The following is a 15794-nucleotide window of genomic DNA, read 5'->3' as shown; positions in this document are numbered from 1 at the left end:
TCCTTTCTAATTTAACTACTTCCCATCATTGTAACATGAGTAGAGGAGCTTGTCAGATGAACCAAGAGCCTTGTCTATATCCCGATCTCTATGTTCGTTTTTTGTATGAATTTCATGAGACGAGAGATTATTTTGAGTGCCATGAATTACTAGAGGATTTATGGATGGAAGAAGCGCGAGAGCCTTTTTATCAAGGGCTGCTTCAAATTGCGGTTGGACTTTTTCATCATCGAAATGAAAACATAGGTGGCGCTCGAAAAATGTTTGATTTGGCGTTGCAAAAATTAGCTTACTATCCGAATCATTGGATGGGAATCGATGTCCGGCAAACTCGTCAAAAAGTATCTATCGTGAAAGAAAAAATGGAGCAAGATCCATCCGTTCCGTTTGAGCCGATGGAGATTGTTATATTGGATAAAGTCTTACAAGAACTTGTTCATCAGTTAAAAACCAAGTGATTGTTTGATTAAAGCTAGGCTTTCTCTCGCTTTATGATAGGGCATAAACAAAACTTTGGAGTGGACAGGGGCGATGAGTGAATCTTTTAGTCCGGTTTGCTTCGCATACTGCAAAGCGCGCGTCATGTGGTAGTCATGTGTGATAATGACAATGTTATCGATCTGGGTATTGGTTAGTAACTTCATTGTGTTTTCAAGATTTTGCTGGGTGTTTGAGGACTGATCTTCTAGCAGAATCCGATCTTGAGGAACCTTTTTTTGTACAAGATATTCTTTCATAGCAAGAGCTTCCGTTACGCCTTCTTCTTCTAGTCCACCTGAAACAATGACGTATTCTACTTTTTTATCTCGGTATAGTTTTGCTGCTACCTCTAATCGTTCGACTAGGGCAGGACTTGGTTTTCCATTCCACAATGCTGCTCCTAGAACAACCCCAGCATCTGCGTGGGATGATTGAGTAGGGGTATCATCGTATTGGGATACCTTAAGATAGAAATATCCAATGATGAGAAGGAGAAGTAGGATAAAGGCTAGAGAGAGGGTTAGGATCCATTTTGTCATATTCATCATCTATTCTATTCCTCCTAGACTGGTTGTAGCAGGACATTTAAGTAAGTTGGCACTCAGATTGGAACGGTGGGTTTGGATGAGAGAGAATAAATTTTCCGTTATCACGGTTTAGGTCGATGATGAGTCCATCCATCCAAGCACGCTCCGCAGGAACCCACGTAAACGGGATGTTCTTTATTTTTATGGATTCGAAGTGAGGTAATACCTCCGTCAAATCAATGGCGAAGGAAGGAGTTCCGCAACCGGATGTGTGCGCCATCACACGAAATGCTAGCGATTCGTCTGCGTGTTCTTGATGTAGAATATAAAGTAATTTTGCTGCGGCTAAGTCGGATATTTGTACTTTCATGCTGTAGACCTCCTGTCGAACCTTCTAGATGAAATGATAGCAGAAAATGAAAGGTAGTGGAAATCCTACATATTTGAAATCAGTTCATATATAACTCGATTTCTACAGTGATGAGAATATGGTAAGATTAGGTTTGTAACCTTGTTAAGGAGGAGAATACATAATGGCACAAGAACGTCATGGAGCAATTACATTTAAAGGGGGTCCTGTGACCCTAGTAGGACCTGAGGTGAAAGTGGGCGATCAAGCACCTGAATTCACCGTGCTTGCAAATGATTTAACCCCAGTAACCCTCGCTAGTTCAGCTGGACAAGTTCGTCTGATTAGCGTGGTTCCTTCTGTAGACACCGGAGTATGCGATGCGCAAACTCGTCGCTTCAATGAAGCAGCGGCTAAATTAGATAATGCTGTTGTATTAACAGTGAGTATGGATCTTCCATTTGCTCAGAAGCGTTGGTGTGCGGCGGCTGGCATTGACCAAGTGCAAACAGTGTCTGATCATCGTGATGCTTCATTTGGTACGGCTTATGGCGTGCTTATTAAAGAACTTCGTCTATTAGCACGTGGGGTATTTGTGGTAGATCGTAATGATAAAGTGACCTATGTAGAGTATGTTTCAGAAGCTACGAATCATCCGAATTACGAAGCGGCTATCGAAGCGGCTAAAAAAGCTCTATAAGGATAGGAATGTTTCGAGAGGAAGCTTGGTGTCTATTATTAGATGCTGAGCTTTTTTAATTTGATGACAAAATAATAGGAATAATATCTTTCTTTATGTCTGCTTACCTGATATATTGTCTGTATATGGAAAAAGAGGTGGGTTCATGGAAGAACAACTAAAAGAACTTACGATGATGGTGAGAGCTATCTATGATCAACAATTAATCATGAATGCCAAGATAGATGGATTAGATAAGCGAGTTGGTAACATAGAAGATCGCTTGGACCGGATTGAAAACAGAATGGATGGCTTAGAGCAACGAATGGACAAGCTAGAAAACAGGATGGATGGCTTAGAGCAACGAATGGACAAGCTAGAAAACAGAATGGATGGCTTAGAACAGCGAATGGACAAGCTAGAAAACAGAATGGATCAAGTTGATCACATAGCAGAAAGTCTCAAACAAGGCACCCATAATCTTGACATCAAAGTAGATCGAGCAGTGGGCTTACTTGACCAAAAAGTGACCCAGATCGAGCAAGAAGGGGATGATACACAGGAACGACTCAAATACATTCGAACCGTTCTCATTCGCCATGATGAAGAAATCCTAGCACTTGGTTTAAAACGTACTGTATAAGATTACCTTCTAAATGATGCTAAGTTGACTCCCTATCTGTTTATTAGGAGCGAGTGGGTGTTCCTTGGTGAAAGATCATCTTCCATTTTTTATTAAATTGCCTCCAAATGGAGCTGCGTAACGTGTTTAGTTCTCGGATTTCATCATGAATATGATACGTTACCATAACTACATCATCTGCTAATGGATGAAGTTGAAACTGAGTAAGTGTTAGCTTTCGGGTATCACGAGAGCCAATCACATCATAATCCTTCCTTATCCACACATTTCCCGAACTACCAAATTCAAAATAGGTATCAGATAGATACTCTGCATAAAGTTCTTTCGTTGGTTTGAGTAATTTGGTTTCTAGTTCGAATAGGTAATTTTCTAGAATTGCTAGGTCTGTACGATTCAATTTATGACAACTCCTTTTTCAGTGAGATTGTATAACTAGAACAGCCTCCTTCACATCGAAAGAGGCTGTTCGTATGAAATCAATTACATGATTTAAACGTTCACTTCTGTACTAAGGATCTGACGAAGTACGGTTTGCAAGATACCACCATTACGGTAATATTCAACGTCTACTACGCTATCCAGACGTGCTTTTGCATCAAATTCTACAACAGAACCATCTGCTTTGTTTACACGAACTTGCAAGATTTGACCCGGTTCCACTTGATCGTTTAGACCTGGAATATCAATGATCTCTTCGCCTGTTAGATTGAGAGACTTCCAAGAGACACCGTTTGTGAACTCAAGAGGAAGTACACCCATTCCTACTAGATTACTACGATGAATCCGCTCGAAGCTCTCAGCAATGACTGCTTTGACCCCGAGTAGATTTGTACCTTTTGCCGCCCAGTCACGGGAGCTACCTGTACCATACTCCTTACCAGCGAAGATTACGAGTGGAATACCTGCTTCTTGATACTTCATGGAAGCATCATAGATCGAGGTTACTTGACCTGTAGGAATATGTTTTGTGACGCCGCCTTCTGAACCAGGTACCATTAGGTTGCGTAGACGAATGTTAGCAAAGGTTCCGCGGGTCATCACTTGGTCATTACCACGACGGGCACCATACGAGTTAAAGTCTTTTATATCTACATGGTTGGCTTGCAAGAGCTGTCCAGCTGGGCTAGATGGCTTGATATTACCTGCTGGTGAGATATGGTCGGTTGTGACGGAATCTCCAAGCAGTGCAAGCACACGAGCGCCTTGGATGTTTTGGATTGGCTCTACATCCGCAGAGAGATTTTGGAAGAATGGAGGCTCTTGAATATAGGTAGAGTCTGCATCCCAATCATAAAGTGTGCCTTCTGGAGCTGGGATTTGGTTCCAACGCTCATTGGCATCAAATACTTTGCCGTATTGCTCGATAAACTGTTCACGTGAGATCGCTTCGGACAATACTTCGCTTACTTCAGCAGAGGATGGCCAGATATCTTTGAGGAAAACAGGTTTTCCGTCCTTATCTGTGCCGATTGCTTCTGTTGCAAAATCGATATCTACTGTACCTGCCAATGCATACGCCACTACAAGCGGCGGAGAAGCCAAGTAGTTTGCTTTTACAGATGGATGTACACGACCTTCGAAGTTACGGTTTCCAGAGAGCACGGAAGCAACTGTCAAATCATTGGACTCAATCGCATGGCTGATATGATCTTGTAATGGACCGGAGTTACCGATACAAGTTGCGCAGCCGTAGCCGGCAATATGGAAGCCAAGTTGCTCAAGGGGATCCAGTAGGTTGGATTTCACTAAGTAGTCGGTTACGACTTTTGAACCAGGTGTAAGTGAGCTTTTTACAAAAGGTTTTACTTGAAGACCTAGCTCAACCGCCTTTTTCGCTACTAAACCAGCACCCAGCATAACGCTAGGGTTAGAGGTATTGGTACAACTTGTGATCGCTGCGATTACCACAGAGCCCGTTGTCAGTTCAAATGATTCACCATTTGGAGCTGTTACACTAGCCTTTTTCGCGATTTGCTCATCTGTTAGACCGAACCCACGATCTTCTACGGGCTTTTTAAGGGTTTCGTTCCACTCTTGTTGCATGTTAGAAAGTTCTACACGGTCTTGTGGACGCTTTGGACCTGATAAACTTGGCACGACTGTGCTAAGGTCTAGTTCAACCACATCCGTGAAGACTGGGTCTGGCGTTTCATCTGTACGGAACATGCCTTGAGCGCTGTAGTACTCTTTTACGAGTTGGACAAGCTCTTCATCACGGCCTGTGTTGCGTAGATAGTTAAGGGTTTCCTCGTCGATTGGGAAGAAGCCCATCGTTGCACCGTATTCAGGAGCCATGTTAGCCACTGTAGCACGGTCAGCGAGGCTGATACTGGAGAGACCTGAACCATAGAACTCAACAAATTTGCCGACTACCCCTTTTTTACGAAGCATTTCGGTTACGGTTAAAGCTAAGTCGGTTGCAGTTGCGCCGTCCGCTAGCTTTCCAGTTAATTTGAAGCCGATGACATCTGGCATGAGGAAGTAGAGAGGCTGACCGAGCATACCTGCTTCCGCTTCGATTCCTCCAACGCCCCAACCGAGTACACCAAGACCATTAATCATCGTGGTATGAGAATCGGTACCTACTAGGGAATCTGGAAAAGCGACGGTTTCTCCATTTTCTTCACGAGTTGCCACTACTGTTGCCAAGTACTCGAGGTTTACTTGGTGGACGATTCCGGTGGCAGGTGGTACAGCACGGAAGTTCGTGAAAGAGTCTTTTGCCCAACGAAGCAGACGGTAACGCTCTTCGTTTCGTTCAAACTCGAGTTGCATATTGTATTCGAGTGAGTCAGGAGTACCTGCTTTATCTACCATAACGGAGTGGTCGATAACAAGATCAACTGGGATGAGCGGGTTAATCCGTTCTGGGTTTCCACCTACACGCTCCATAGCAGAACGAAGGGCAGCAAGGTCGACTACTGCAGGAACCCCTGTGAAGTCTTGTAATACGATTCGTGCTGGTTTAAAAGCGATTTCTTTGTCTGAAGAAGAAGTATCCCAATTTGCAAGTTGTTCTACATGTTCTCTGGTAACTGCTTTCCCATCATGTTGGCGTACAGCGGCTTCTAAAAGAACCTTGATGGAATAAGGAAGTTTGGAGATATTTCCGATTCCTTGCTCTTCTAAAGTACCTAGTCGATAGTAAGTAAAATCTTTTCCATTAACGGTTAGTTTTGAGCGAGATTGAAAGAGATCTGACATTGAAAAGCCTCCTTTATAAAATTGCGTGAAATAAGTAAGTTTTGTTATTTTGTTTCACCAGATGAAACAGCGTTTCTTTTTCAGTACTCATTATACAACTAACGAAACGAAATTGTATAGTCTTTTATCTAGATAGAATAAGAATATTTTTAGTCCTTTCCTAACCTGTGCACAAAGCAGTATAATAAAATGAAACATTGTTTCAAATTTGGAATGAGGGACAAGGATGGAAGAGAAAAAGACCACAACCAGAGCGGCAGAGAGAGCCTTAGATATCCTCCTTTGCTTTGTGGGGAAACCAGAATTAGCGATGAGAGAGATTGTGGAGAAAACAGAATTAAGTAAGAGTACGGTCTTTCGTCTACTCGCTACCTTGGAAGCAAAAGGCTTTGTTAAACGTGATGCTGACACTGAGAAGTATAGCCTAGGCTTTCGAATTTGGGAGTTAGCTAATCATATTAATCGTTCTGATGATCCTGCCATTTTGTTCCTTCCTGAGATGGAGCGTCTCCGAGATGATATTGATGAAACGGTTAGTTTATATGTGAGAGATGGATTAGAGCGTGTACGGATTCAAGCGGTGGAGAGTCAGCAAGCGATTCGCCGGGTGGCCCCTATCGGCGCGCGACTTCCGCTATCGGTAGGGGCATCGAGTAAAGTGATCGTAGCCTATACGGAAGGTGATTTGTTAGGAAAAGTTCTTTTCGATCCTATGTGGCCTTCTGGGATTGACCGAGACTTATACATAAATCAATTACAAGAAATTCGCGCACGAGGATATGCGATTAGCATGGAAGAACGGGAAGCGGGAACAGCGGCCATCTCCGTAGCGATTCACAGCCGATCAGGCAACCTTGTTGCGGCTCTTGTCTTATCAGGACCGATCTCACGCATGAATGAAGAACAGATGATTCGTTATGTGCCCCGTCTCGTGAAAGCGGCAGAAGAGATGGGAAAGCTAGTTTAGGATGAATATATACAAACCAGTCCTCTCGAATAATGTAATCGTCCATTCGAGGGGAGGATTGGTTTGTTCAGTCGCTAAAAGGGAGCTAAAACGATTCGTAGACGTTCTTTCTTGATTTGGATACAATATAATGGTGAAGGAGGGATACACGTGTCACAAAACTTTTATTTTCAACAAATGCAGATGATGGTTCAACCTATGAGAGATGAACTAACTCGAATTGGTGTAAAAGAATTACGCACTCCAGAAGAAGTGCAGGAAGCATTCCAAGGTGAGGCGGCTAAAGGAACTTCTTTAGTGGTTGTAAACTCGGTTTGTGGTTGTGCAGCAGGACTTGCTCGTCCAGCAATCGCAGAATCCTTGAAACATGAGAAAACGCCCGATCATCTTTATACGGTGTTCGCTGGTCAAGATAAAGAAGCAACGGCGGAAGCTCGTCAATATTTCGAAGGGCAGCCACCTTCCTCGCCTTCTTTTGTCATCTTAAAAGACGGTAAATTAGTACATATGATTCATCGTCATGAGATCGAAGGCGTTTCATTGGAAGAGATTGCGGCGAATTTAACCAATGCTTATAACAAATATTGCTAGTCAATGAAAGAAACCTCTTGTAGAGTTGAAAGATAACTTCACAAGGGGTTTTTTGTATTATAGCTTACGGTGGAAGGCACTATACTAAAAAACAATCTTTTTGATATAATAAAAACTAATGAAAATACAGAATCTTTCCTTGGAGGATTATATGCGAGTGAATCGACTAATTTTAGGAGTAGTGGTAGCCAGTCTATGTGTTATGGCTATCGGTTGTGGAACGGATGCAGGGAAGCCAGAGAAGACAAAGGAGGAGCAGGCAACTGTCCAGAAAGTGGAGGACAGTGATCCAGTAGCACTTCATGAGCCAAAAGTGGAGAAGTATTTAAACAAGGTAACAGAGATGGATCTATTTCAGCTATCGAAAGAAGAGCAGGTTCTATACGATCAATTAAAACAGAAGTTTGATTATGCCTTATTAAAAGGAGTTGATCCCATTACCCAAACCAAACTATTGATTCATGCACGGGGAATGGGAGACCACGGATTGGAATATGATCTTTACCTACCTACAGCATCTAAAGATGAAGTCTTATTTAAAGCCGACAAGAATCAGATGCTTTCAGCTCCCGCTACACGTGAAGCTTATGTGAAGAAGAAAGCTGATACGAAAGTAATGGAAAAAGCAAAGTCATTAAGTAAGGCAAAAATGAGAGTAGTATACCATAAAGATTCGATCCCACCTATTATTCAGGTTGTATATGAAGTGATTGGTCAGGATAAAGGGGATTATCTCGCATTCCGAGAATATGAAGGTATTTGGAGGATGGAGTTTGATCTAAATACAGGCTTTAGTAATGACGTGGACGATGAAGATGGTGTACAAAACGAATCTTGAGAAAATGGCTTTAGTCTGAATAGGCTAAAGCCATTTATGCATGTAAAGGATCACTCATAAAAGTTAGGATAATCAGATAATTAATGCTGTATGATTTTGATGCGTAATATTTTCAAGTAACGAGAGATACTCCTTCTGTAAAATAATATGGGAATGAGACAACGCTTTGCCAATTGGATGAGTCTCAAGTATTTGAGGCCGAGGGAGTTTATGATCTAAACATAATTGGATCGTTTCTTCTATTTCCTCTGAATCCATTAATTGAATAGACATAAACAAACGTAAATCTATGTTCCATTTTTGTAAGTCCCTTTTTGCCGCACGTACTTCCTGAAAGTCTATTTTACTGTTTTCAGGGTTTTTCTTATTAAATATAAGGTCAAAGCAGAGAGTAAACGAAGTGAATGTATGTGTGAGTAGCATTTTCTCATGGATATGTAAATCATCTGCTAAAATTTGTATGGTTAGTGGATAAGGAGTTGATTGGATCAAGGTATCAACTGGATAAGGGTCTTGTAAATAATCAGTCCCGCTACATATAATCTCTTGGATAGAATGATTGAATGAATCGTATGATGTGAAGGAAGAACGAGCTCTATTCTCTATTTCGTCAACGATTTTTATTTTATTTAAGACTGAATGGTTTTCCAAAAAGGCAATGGTAGGAGAAAACAGAAATAGATTTACATGATCCATACTCGTGGTAATGATGTCCGATTCTATCTTTTTCACATCGAATAATTGGAGGTTTGTGTTGTTGACCCTATGGATTTGCCCGTTATTTTGCAAGACGATGTAGTTGCTATCGATTTCACGGTAGGCAATCATTTTTTTAGGATTCTCTTTATTCCACAATCAAACTCACCTCCTAACATCAGGGTTCTTTACAATTATCAAACTTACACTAAAAAAATATTGGTTGTAAAGAAAGGGATTCTTCGAATTAGATCAATTGATACAAATATGTAGCAATTTTTATTCAATTACAATCAAATTTGTATTAATATATAATAGAAGTTATTTTCAAACTTCAATACTTGCACTCACGGTTGATAATGGAACATTTACGAGACTGATTGAATGCTGAAAGGTGAGAATGAAAAATGGATTTCTCTAATGTTGGAGATAATATTAAACAATTACGAAAGACATTTGGCTTATCACAAAAAGAGCTAGCTGAAGGAATTTGTACACAAGCGCAGATTAGCAAGATTGAAAATGGATCCATTTATCCTTTATCGACCACGTTGTATTTAATCTCTCGCAAGTTGGGTGTGGATGTTAACTACTTTTTTGATATTTGTGAGACACCTCGACTTGATTACGCTCAAGAAGTCATCTTGTTAATTCAGGAGTATAAAAGAAAGCGTGATTATGAGAAGATATATCGTATTGTAAAGGCAGAAAAGACAAATCCTGTATTCCAAACACTCCGAAACAAACAGTTTCTAGTATGGCATGAAGGGATCTGTCTTTATTATTTGAAAAATAATAGTGAGGAATGTTTGAGTCTTTTAAAGCAATCTCTAGATATGACACTTAGTGCGATTGTTTCGCTACGAGAAATAGAAATCCTAAATAGCATTGCGATTATCTATTGTGAAGAGAAAAATTTTGTAGATGCGAACAAATACTTTGAAAAAGCAATTAAGCATTATGAAGTTTTGCCATATAAAAATGATGCCTCGATTATTGTTCGTATCTATTACAACTACGCAAAGAGTCTATCGAAAACAAGTGAGTATGAAAAGTCGATTGATTATTGTAATCGTGGTATTCGGATTTGTCGTTCGAATGAAACCCTTTATTCGTTAGGGGAGCTAATGTATCACCTAGGCTATAATTGGCTAAATCTAGGCCATCAGGCGAAAGCTATTCAATATATGAAAGAGTCCATTCAAATATTTGAGTTGCAACAAAATCAGCCTTTTATTCATTATGTCCAGGCAGAAATCACGAAGATATCAGATCACCAAAATCAGGAACAAGGGTAGATTTGTTATGGATGGGGATATCATGCTAGATTTCTTACTGGGTGTTTTCATTCGAATTTATCTAGGAAAGGGACATCCCTTTTCTTTTATTATTTTCAAATAAATATAATTTATTTAATACAATCTAAATAATATTATTAGAGTTATTTTTTTCATGAGATAGCATAGGAATTGATGCGAAATCGATATCTGAAGAGTAAGGAACTCTAACTAAGTCAGATTCATGATTACTCATTGCATTCTATAATACTTTCTACAGGCACCCAGTGCTTGAGAATAGAGAAAACGAGGTGACAATCTTGAAAAAAGTAAATTGCCTTCTATCCATGGTAGTAGTCGCTACGGTTCTGGGAACACCAGTATTGTATACCCTTCCATTTCAGCATTAGAAGTTTATAAATGATATTTTCTCTTGTAGTTACATGGAAATGCCGGCATGTAACTACATTCGTAGCTTGAATACAAATGTAATGAGAAAGTTACACCATGATTTACCCATCTGAACACCAAGGAGACTATTCTGAGTATGGTTTTTGTTTTGAAATTAGTCGGATACTATTTGCTATGTAACCTTTATTCATATTTGATGCATCGGTTATCTCATATACCGAGCAAGAAAAATCCGCTTTTTATCATTCATAGGGAGCATCATAAAAATAAGTATGATGATGCAAAACCAAGCTTACCTGACTGGCCTAATTATTTCTTATGGTTTGGAAATCTATACGCAACACTAGATGTCTGGATTACACTTACGCTACCGCACATTATTGTGATATGGATAGACCCGGTTCCAGGATTAGTATTGTTTGTGATCCACTATTTTTATGAAGTTTTCTTAGCTGCTACGGTATTAGATCATAATCCTCGTATTAAGGGGCCTATTACGAAAGTCCTTGCTGTAGGTGAGTATCATATGAACCATCATTACTATGTTAAAGGAAATTATGGTTTTTATATTACCTTCTGGGATTTTGTCTTTGGAACCGTTTATAAGAAATCACAGCAACATAGTAGGAAGAACAAGGCATAGAGGTGAAAGCACGTGATGTTCCAAGAAGGAAATCGTTTTCCACTGACACATCCTCAAAAGCGAATCTGGTATATTGAAAAGCTTATTTCGGATTCCCCTATGCACCATATTTGTGGTACAGCTGAATTAAAAGGGGAAATCAATCTACCGCATTTAGAAGAAACGGTTCTCCGCTTTTTGAAGAAACATGATTCATTTCACTTGCACTTTTTTGAGGAGAATGAAGAGGTTTATCAGACTGTAAGTGAATGTACGCTCGATAAAATTGATTTTTTCGATTTTAGTCAAGGTGATAATCCGTCAATTAGCCTGGATCAGTGGATTCGAAAAGAAATAGAAAAGCCGTTTTCGTTGATAGGAAATGATTTGTTTTATTTAGCAATATATCGAAAAAGCGAATCATGCTATGGATTATTTGTGAAGGTCCATCATTTGATTTTTGATGGTTGGTCTGTTCAACTTTTGGCCAAGCAGATTTGTGAAATGTATGAAGGGGTTGAAGAGGAACACAAAGCAGGCTCCTATATTGATTATATTGGTAAGGAACAACGATATTTACAGTCTGAAAGACTGATCAAGAATAAAGAGTTTTGGATGACGAAGTTTGAAACATTGCCAGAGCTTCTTTTTGCTGAGAATCAAGATGGATATGAAGGGAAGCGTAAATCGTTTGTCATGGATCCATCTTTTTCGGCGAAAATGAAGGGGTTATCGAAGAAGTATCAGTGCTCTTTGAACGAGTGGTACATTATGCTGGTACAAATCTACTTACACAAGATAGTAGGAAGACGAGATATTGTGATAGGTACACCTGTGTATAATCGCTCGGGCAAGAATGAAAAAGAGACGATTGGCATGTTTACGAGCACGATGCCGCTTCGGTGTGAGATCGATGTGGAATCTTCTGTAACGGAATACCTGAAGGCAGTGAAGCGAGAAATCAGACAATGTTATATGCATCAAAAATATCCGTATAACTTACTAGCGAATGATCTTCAGCTAAAGAAACATGGTTATGATTCTTTATTTCAACTTGCTGTGAATTACTATAATTTCCAAGCGAATAACCAACTGTTTGATCCGGAGGAGATTCATAACGGCCATCAGTTATTCCCTATGCAAATCGTAGTCAAGGATTGGTCCGAAGAAGGCAGTCTGCAACTAGATTTCGACTATAAAACAAGCATGTTTACAGATAAGTATGTCGAGCAGATGAATGCTCGCATCATATATTTGGCTGAGCAGATCTTTCAAAATCCGGATGTCTCGATCGGTAATCTAACCTTGTTATCAGATGCAGAAATGAAGGAGCTTGTATACGACTTCAATGATACAGATGCCGACTACCCGAAAGAAAAAACGGTTACGGAACGGTTTGAAGAACAAGTGCAACGTATACCGAATCATGTGGCGGTTTCCTGTCGAGATGAGTCTTTGACCTATGCAGAATTAAATGGAAAAGCGAATCAATTGGCTCGTTCTTTAGTGAAGTGTGGGATTGGACGAGGCGATATTGTTGGGATTTTTGCAGATCATTCCCTCGATCTTCCTGTAGCGATCTTAGGGATATTAAAAACGGGTGCCGCTTATGTACCGATCGACGTGAAAACGGCTACTAGTAGAATGGAAGAGATTCTACTAGATAGTGAAGCTTCTTCTCTCTTAACCAATCGAGAAGTACCTAAAGATATGAGTTTTACAGGACCTGTGATGAACTTCCAAGATCCATACTGGTATACGGGAGATTCATCTAATCTAGATGTGAAATATTCCCCGAATGATTTAGTGTATATGATCTATACGTCTGGATCTACAGGCAAACCGAAGGGTGTGATGATTGAGCATAGAGGCTTAATGAATTATGTTTGGTGGGCACAAAAGATGTATGTAAGAGATGTTCATGATTCTTTTGCACTATATTCCTCGTTAGCGTTTGACTTAACAGTTACTTCTATTTTTACTCCCTTAATAGGTGGCAATCAAATTCGAGTTTACCCCGAAAATGATGACAATTTCGTGCTTTACGATATATTGGAGGACAATCGAGTATCGATTATTAAGTTGACTCCTGCACATTTGTCCTTATTGCAAGGGCAGACGTTTCCGAATTCAACAGTTAAGAGACTAATTGTTGGGGGTGAGGAGTTAAAAGGGTCACTTGCGCAAAGGATCCAAGAGGCTTTTCATGGCAAGATTGAGATTTTGAATGAATATGGCCCAACTGAGACGGTTGTGGGCTGTATGATTCATCGATTTAATCCTTCTACTGATACAAAAGCTACGGTCCCGATCGGGATTCCGGCGGATAACGTACAAATTTACCTTTTAGATGAAAAGTTAAAGCCCGTTCCAAAGGGATGTATTGGGGAAATGTATATTTCTGGTGATGGTGTAGCAAGAGGATACTGGAATCGTCCCGATTTAACGGATCAATGTTTTATGGATAATCCATTTAAGACAGATAAAAAAATGTACAAGACAGGGGATCTAGCAAAATGTCTAGATCATGGCTTGATTGAGTACATAGGTCGTAAAGACCAGCAAGTAAAACTAAGAGGTTACCGCATTGAACTATCTGAGATCGAGTACCGTCTAATGAAGCTCCCTTATGTAAAAGAGGCAGTGGTGATCGATCGGATATCAAGTACGGGTCAAAAGCAGCTATATGCCTATCTCATAAAGACGATGGATGAGGATATTTCAGCTCTCACTATCAAGAAGGATTTAGCCAATGTACTACCTACATATATGATCCCTGCATACTTCCTATTTATTGATCAGATTCCGCTTACGAAGAATGGCAAGGTGGATCGAAATCAGTTGCCGGTAGAGGAGCCAAGTGTGATCGAAATAGACCCTGATCAAGTAGTGGATGATCGGGAACTACAAGTACTTATGGTGCTTCAAGAGATTTTGCAAATGGATTCCGTTCACTTACAAGATGATTTTTATCAATTGGGTGGCGACTCGATTAAAGCGATTCAAATTGCTTCGAAGCTGAAACAGGTGGGGTTGAAAATCCGTGCAAAGGATATACTGGCTCATTCTGCGATCCATGAGATGATGGCGTGTGTAGAGGTAGATAGGAACGAACAAAGCATTGAGCAAGGGATTGCGGAAGGAGTGATTCCTCTATCTCCGATCGCATCTTGGTTTTTCTCACAATCCTTTCAAGAGGATCATCATTGGAACCAATCGGTTTTATTAAATTTAAATGAGCGTGTGGAGATTGATCAGATTGAGGCGGTTATGGATGTACTGATTAGGCAACATGATACGCTACGAATCAACGTGAACAGAGAGGCTGGAATGATGTTTTACAATCCAGCTCATTTAGAGAGACCATTTCAACTGACGAAATTCGATCTATCTCATCTCTCGTATGAAAGCCAGCAGGTGGAGATGGAGCAACTTGGCCTTAAGTTAAAGTCTACGATGGATCTAGAGCAGGATTTATTAATTGATGCTTGTACTTTTGATTTAGGTAAGCAAGGGAAGCGATTATTACTTACTGCACACCACCTCATTATTGATGCGGTATCATGGAGAATTTTGCTTGGCGATATGGTTCAGTTACTAGAAAATCCAAATCGATCGGACGATTCACTAACGAAGACACATTCGTATCAATATTGGGTAAATGAATTGAATTCCTATGTGGCAAGACTGACAGAGGATGACATTCAATATTGGAAGTTGATTGGCAAGAGGACATCTGGTCTTTCGCCGTCTGCTGTCCAAAGAGAAGAAGCGCAGGGAGTCTTTACCCTTCAAGATCGCTTAAATGAAGAAGAGACTAGGGCATTATTAACCAGTGCCAATGAGGCTTTTCACACAGAATCAGTTGAGCTGTTGATTTCATCACTTGCGCTAGCGATAAAGGAACATACGAATCAAAGCCGTGTCTGCATCGAAATGGAAGGACATGGGCGTGAGGAATTTACGCATGGGCTTGATCTATCGAGGACGGTGGGATGGTTTACTAGTATGTATCCGGTACTTCTAGAGGTGGAAGACGAGGCGTTCTCTACACAGATGAAATCGATGAAGGAACAGATACGTAAGGTTCCGAACAAGGGGCTTGACTATCTGATTCTCAAATATATGTCGGATCGTTTGCAAGATGGAGATGAGCCATTAGTTCGTTTTAATTACTTAGGTGATTTTGATGCGACGGCTTATCCGAAATTCTTTACCTTTGCGAGTGAATCTTCTGGTTCCGAGACCGGTAAAAATCACCTAACAGCTGTGATGGATATAACGGCTATGATTATGAATCAGGAGCTACAGTTGTCCATTACGTATAACGAAAGCAGTTTTCCAACCGAGATGATCACCTCGTTCATGAAACAATGGATACATCATCTTAGAAGAATCATCGAGCAGTGTTGTAATCAGGAGCAAACACAGTTTACACCTTCGGACTTTGAAACAGTAAATCTAAGTCAGGAGGAATTAGATTTGCTGACCGGCATATAAAACCTATAAC

The 15794-nt window shown here is 40.3% G+C and carries 14 protein-coding genes; 9 read left to right on the top strand and 5 right to left on the bottom strand.

Annotated elements, in window-relative coordinates:
• The first annotated feature begins 56 nt into the window (after positions 1 to 56).
• Positions 57 to 458 carry a DUF309 domain-containing protein gene (locus BT147_RS03380; protein WP_072330970.1) on the top strand — a complete coding sequence of 134 codons (402 nt, stop codon included), beginning with the start codon at positions 57 to 59 and terminating at the stop codon, positions 456 to 458.
• On the opposite strand, the gene BT147_RS03375 is transcribed toward BT147_RS03380, so the two are convergent.
• On the bottom strand, positions 444 to 1028 hold the full coding sequence (locus BT147_RS03375) for a YdcF family protein (RefSeq protein WP_072330969.1): 585 nt from the start codon (positions 1026 to 1028) through the stop codon (positions 444 to 446). The genes BT147_RS03380 and BT147_RS03375 overlap by 15 nt on opposite strands.
• A gap of 37 nt (positions 1029 to 1065) precedes the next feature.
• A complete protein-coding gene (locus BT147_RS03370) occupies positions 1066 to 1377 on the bottom strand; it encodes an iron-sulfur cluster assembly accessory protein (RefSeq protein ID WP_072330968.1) in 312 nt (103 codons plus the stop codon).
• Between the two features lie 163 nt (positions 1378 to 1540).
• Here BT147_RS03370 and tpx point away from each other — a divergent pair, with 163 nt between their 5' ends.
• Positions 1541 to 2056 (top strand): thiol peroxidase, encoded by a 516-nt coding sequence (gene tpx, locus BT147_RS03365; RefSeq protein WP_072330967.1) that lies wholly within the window; start codon positions 1541 to 1543, stop codon positions 2054 to 2056.
• Between the two features lie 145 nt (positions 2057 to 2201).
• Entirely contained in the window at positions 2202 to 2678 is a 477-nt protein-coding gene (locus BT147_RS03360) for a coiled-coil domain-containing protein (RefSeq protein ID WP_072330966.1), read from the top strand.
• Positions 2679 to 2721: 43 nt separating this feature from the next.
• On the opposite strand, the gene BT147_RS03355 is transcribed toward BT147_RS03360, so the two are convergent.
• A complete protein-coding gene (locus BT147_RS03355; RefSeq protein WP_072330965.1) occupies positions 2722 to 3075 on the bottom strand; it encodes a nuclear transport factor 2 family protein in 354 nt (117 codons plus the stop codon).
• Between the two features lie 92 nt (positions 3076 to 3167).
• Positions 3168 to 5882: an aconitate hydratase AcnA gene (gene acnA / locus BT147_RS03350; RefSeq protein WP_072330964.1), complete on the bottom strand. Its 2715-nt coding sequence runs from the start codon at positions 5880 to 5882 to the stop codon at positions 3168 to 3170.
• Between the two features lie 226 nt (positions 5883 to 6108).
• On the opposite strand from acnA, the gene BT147_RS03345 reads away from it, so the two are divergent.
• The 3 genes from BT147_RS03345 to BT147_RS03335 all read left to right on the top strand — a co-directional run bounded on the left by BT147_RS03345 (position 6109) and on the right by BT147_RS03335 (position 8278).
• A complete protein-coding gene (locus BT147_RS03345; RefSeq protein ID WP_072330963.1) occupies positions 6109 to 6849 on the top strand; it encodes an IclR family transcriptional regulator in 741 nt (246 codons plus the stop codon).
• Between the two features lie 177 nt (positions 6850 to 7026).
• Positions 7027 to 7440 carry a BrxA/BrxB family bacilliredoxin gene (locus BT147_RS03340; protein ID WP_143187919.1) on the top strand — a complete coding sequence of 138 codons (414 nt, stop codon included), beginning with the start codon at positions 7027 to 7029 and terminating at the stop codon, positions 7438 to 7440.
• Between the two features lie 157 nt (positions 7441 to 7597).
• Positions 7598 to 8278 (top strand): hypothetical protein, encoded by a 681-nt coding sequence (locus BT147_RS03335; protein WP_143187904.1) that lies wholly within the window; start codon positions 7598 to 7600, stop codon positions 8276 to 8278.
• 72 nt (positions 8279 to 8350) lie between these two features.
• Here BT147_RS03335 and BT147_RS03330 read toward each other — a convergent pair whose 3' ends face one another.
• Positions 8351 to 9133: a hypothetical protein gene (locus BT147_RS03330; RefSeq protein ID WP_072330957.1), complete on the bottom strand. Its 783-nt coding sequence runs from the start codon at positions 9131 to 9133 to the stop codon at positions 8351 to 8353.
• Positions 9134 to 9381: 248 nt separating this feature from the next.
• On the opposite strand from BT147_RS03330, the gene BT147_RS03325 reads away from it, so the two are divergent.
• From BT147_RS03325 to BT147_RS03315, 3 genes are all read left to right on the top strand, one after another.
• Complete coding sequence (locus tag BT147_RS03325; RefSeq protein ID WP_072330956.1) at positions 9382 to 10272, top strand: helix-turn-helix domain-containing protein; 891 nt, start codon at positions 9382 to 9384, stop codon at positions 10270 to 10272.
• Between the two features lie 526 nt (positions 10273 to 10798).
• The gene (locus BT147_RS03320) at positions 10799 to 11305 is read left to right on the top strand and encodes a sterol desaturase family protein (RefSeq protein ID WP_072330954.1); all 507 of its coding nucleotides are present in this window, start codon (positions 10799 to 10801) and stop codon (positions 11303 to 11305) included.
• A 15-nt stretch (positions 11306 to 11320) separates the two neighbouring features.
• Positions 11321 to 15784, top strand: coding sequence for a non-ribosomal peptide synthetase (locus tag BT147_RS03315; RefSeq protein WP_072330952.1), 4464 nt, complete (start codon positions 11321 to 11323; stop codon positions 15782 to 15784).
• Positions 15785 to 15794 lie beyond the last annotated feature (10 nt).

Origin of the sequence: Thermoactinomyces sp. DSM 45891 (assembly GCF_900119485.1) — a bacterium.
Lineage (GTDB): Bacteria > Bacillota > Bacilli > Thermoactinomycetales > Thermoactinomycetaceae > Baia.
Note: the sequence above shows the minus strand (reverse complement) of the source record. Positions and strands in the feature narration are given on the sequence as shown.

Excerpts from the sequence above, each read along its gene's own strand:
- BT147_RS03315 (WP_072330952.1), top strand. The coding sequence starts at position 11,321 with ATGTTCCAAGAAGGAAATCGTTTTCCACTGACACATCCTCAAAAGCGA.
- acnA (WP_072330964.1), bottom strand. The coding sequence starts at position 5,882 with ATGTCAGATCTCTTTCAATCTCGCTCAAAACTAACCGTTAATGGAAAA.
- BT147_RS03360 (WP_072330966.1), top strand. The coding sequence starts at position 2,202 with ATGGAAGAACAACTAAAAGAACTTACGATGATGGTGAGAGCTATCTAT.
- BT147_RS03340 (WP_143187919.1), top strand. The coding sequence starts at position 7,027 with ATGCAGATGATGGTTCAACCTATGAGAGATGAACTAACTCGAATTGGT.
- BT147_RS03320 (WP_072330954.1), top strand. The coding sequence starts at position 10,799 with ATGGTTTTTGTTTTGAAATTAGTCGGATACTATTTGCTATGTAACCTT.
- BT147_RS03370 (WP_072330968.1), bottom strand. The coding sequence starts at position 1,377 with ATGAAAGTACAAATATCCGACTTAGCCGCAGCAAAATTACTTTATATT.
- BT147_RS03325 (WP_072330956.1), top strand. The coding sequence starts at position 9,382 with ATGGATTTCTCTAATGTTGGAGATAATATTAAACAATTACGAAAGACA.
- BT147_RS03375 (WP_072330969.1), bottom strand. The coding sequence starts at position 1,028 with ATGATGAATATGACAAAATGGATCCTAACCCTCTCTCTAGCCTTTATC.
- BT147_RS03380 (WP_072330970.1), top strand. The coding sequence starts at position 57 with ATGAACCAAGAGCCTTGTCTATATCCCGATCTCTATGTTCGTTTTTTG.
- BT147_RS03345 (WP_072330963.1), top strand. The coding sequence starts at position 6,109 with ATGGAAGAGAAAAAGACCACAACCAGAGCGGCAGAGAGAGCCTTAGAT.
- tpx (WP_072330967.1), top strand. The coding sequence starts at position 1,541 with ATGGCACAAGAACGTCATGGAGCAATTACATTTAAAGGGGGTCCTGTG.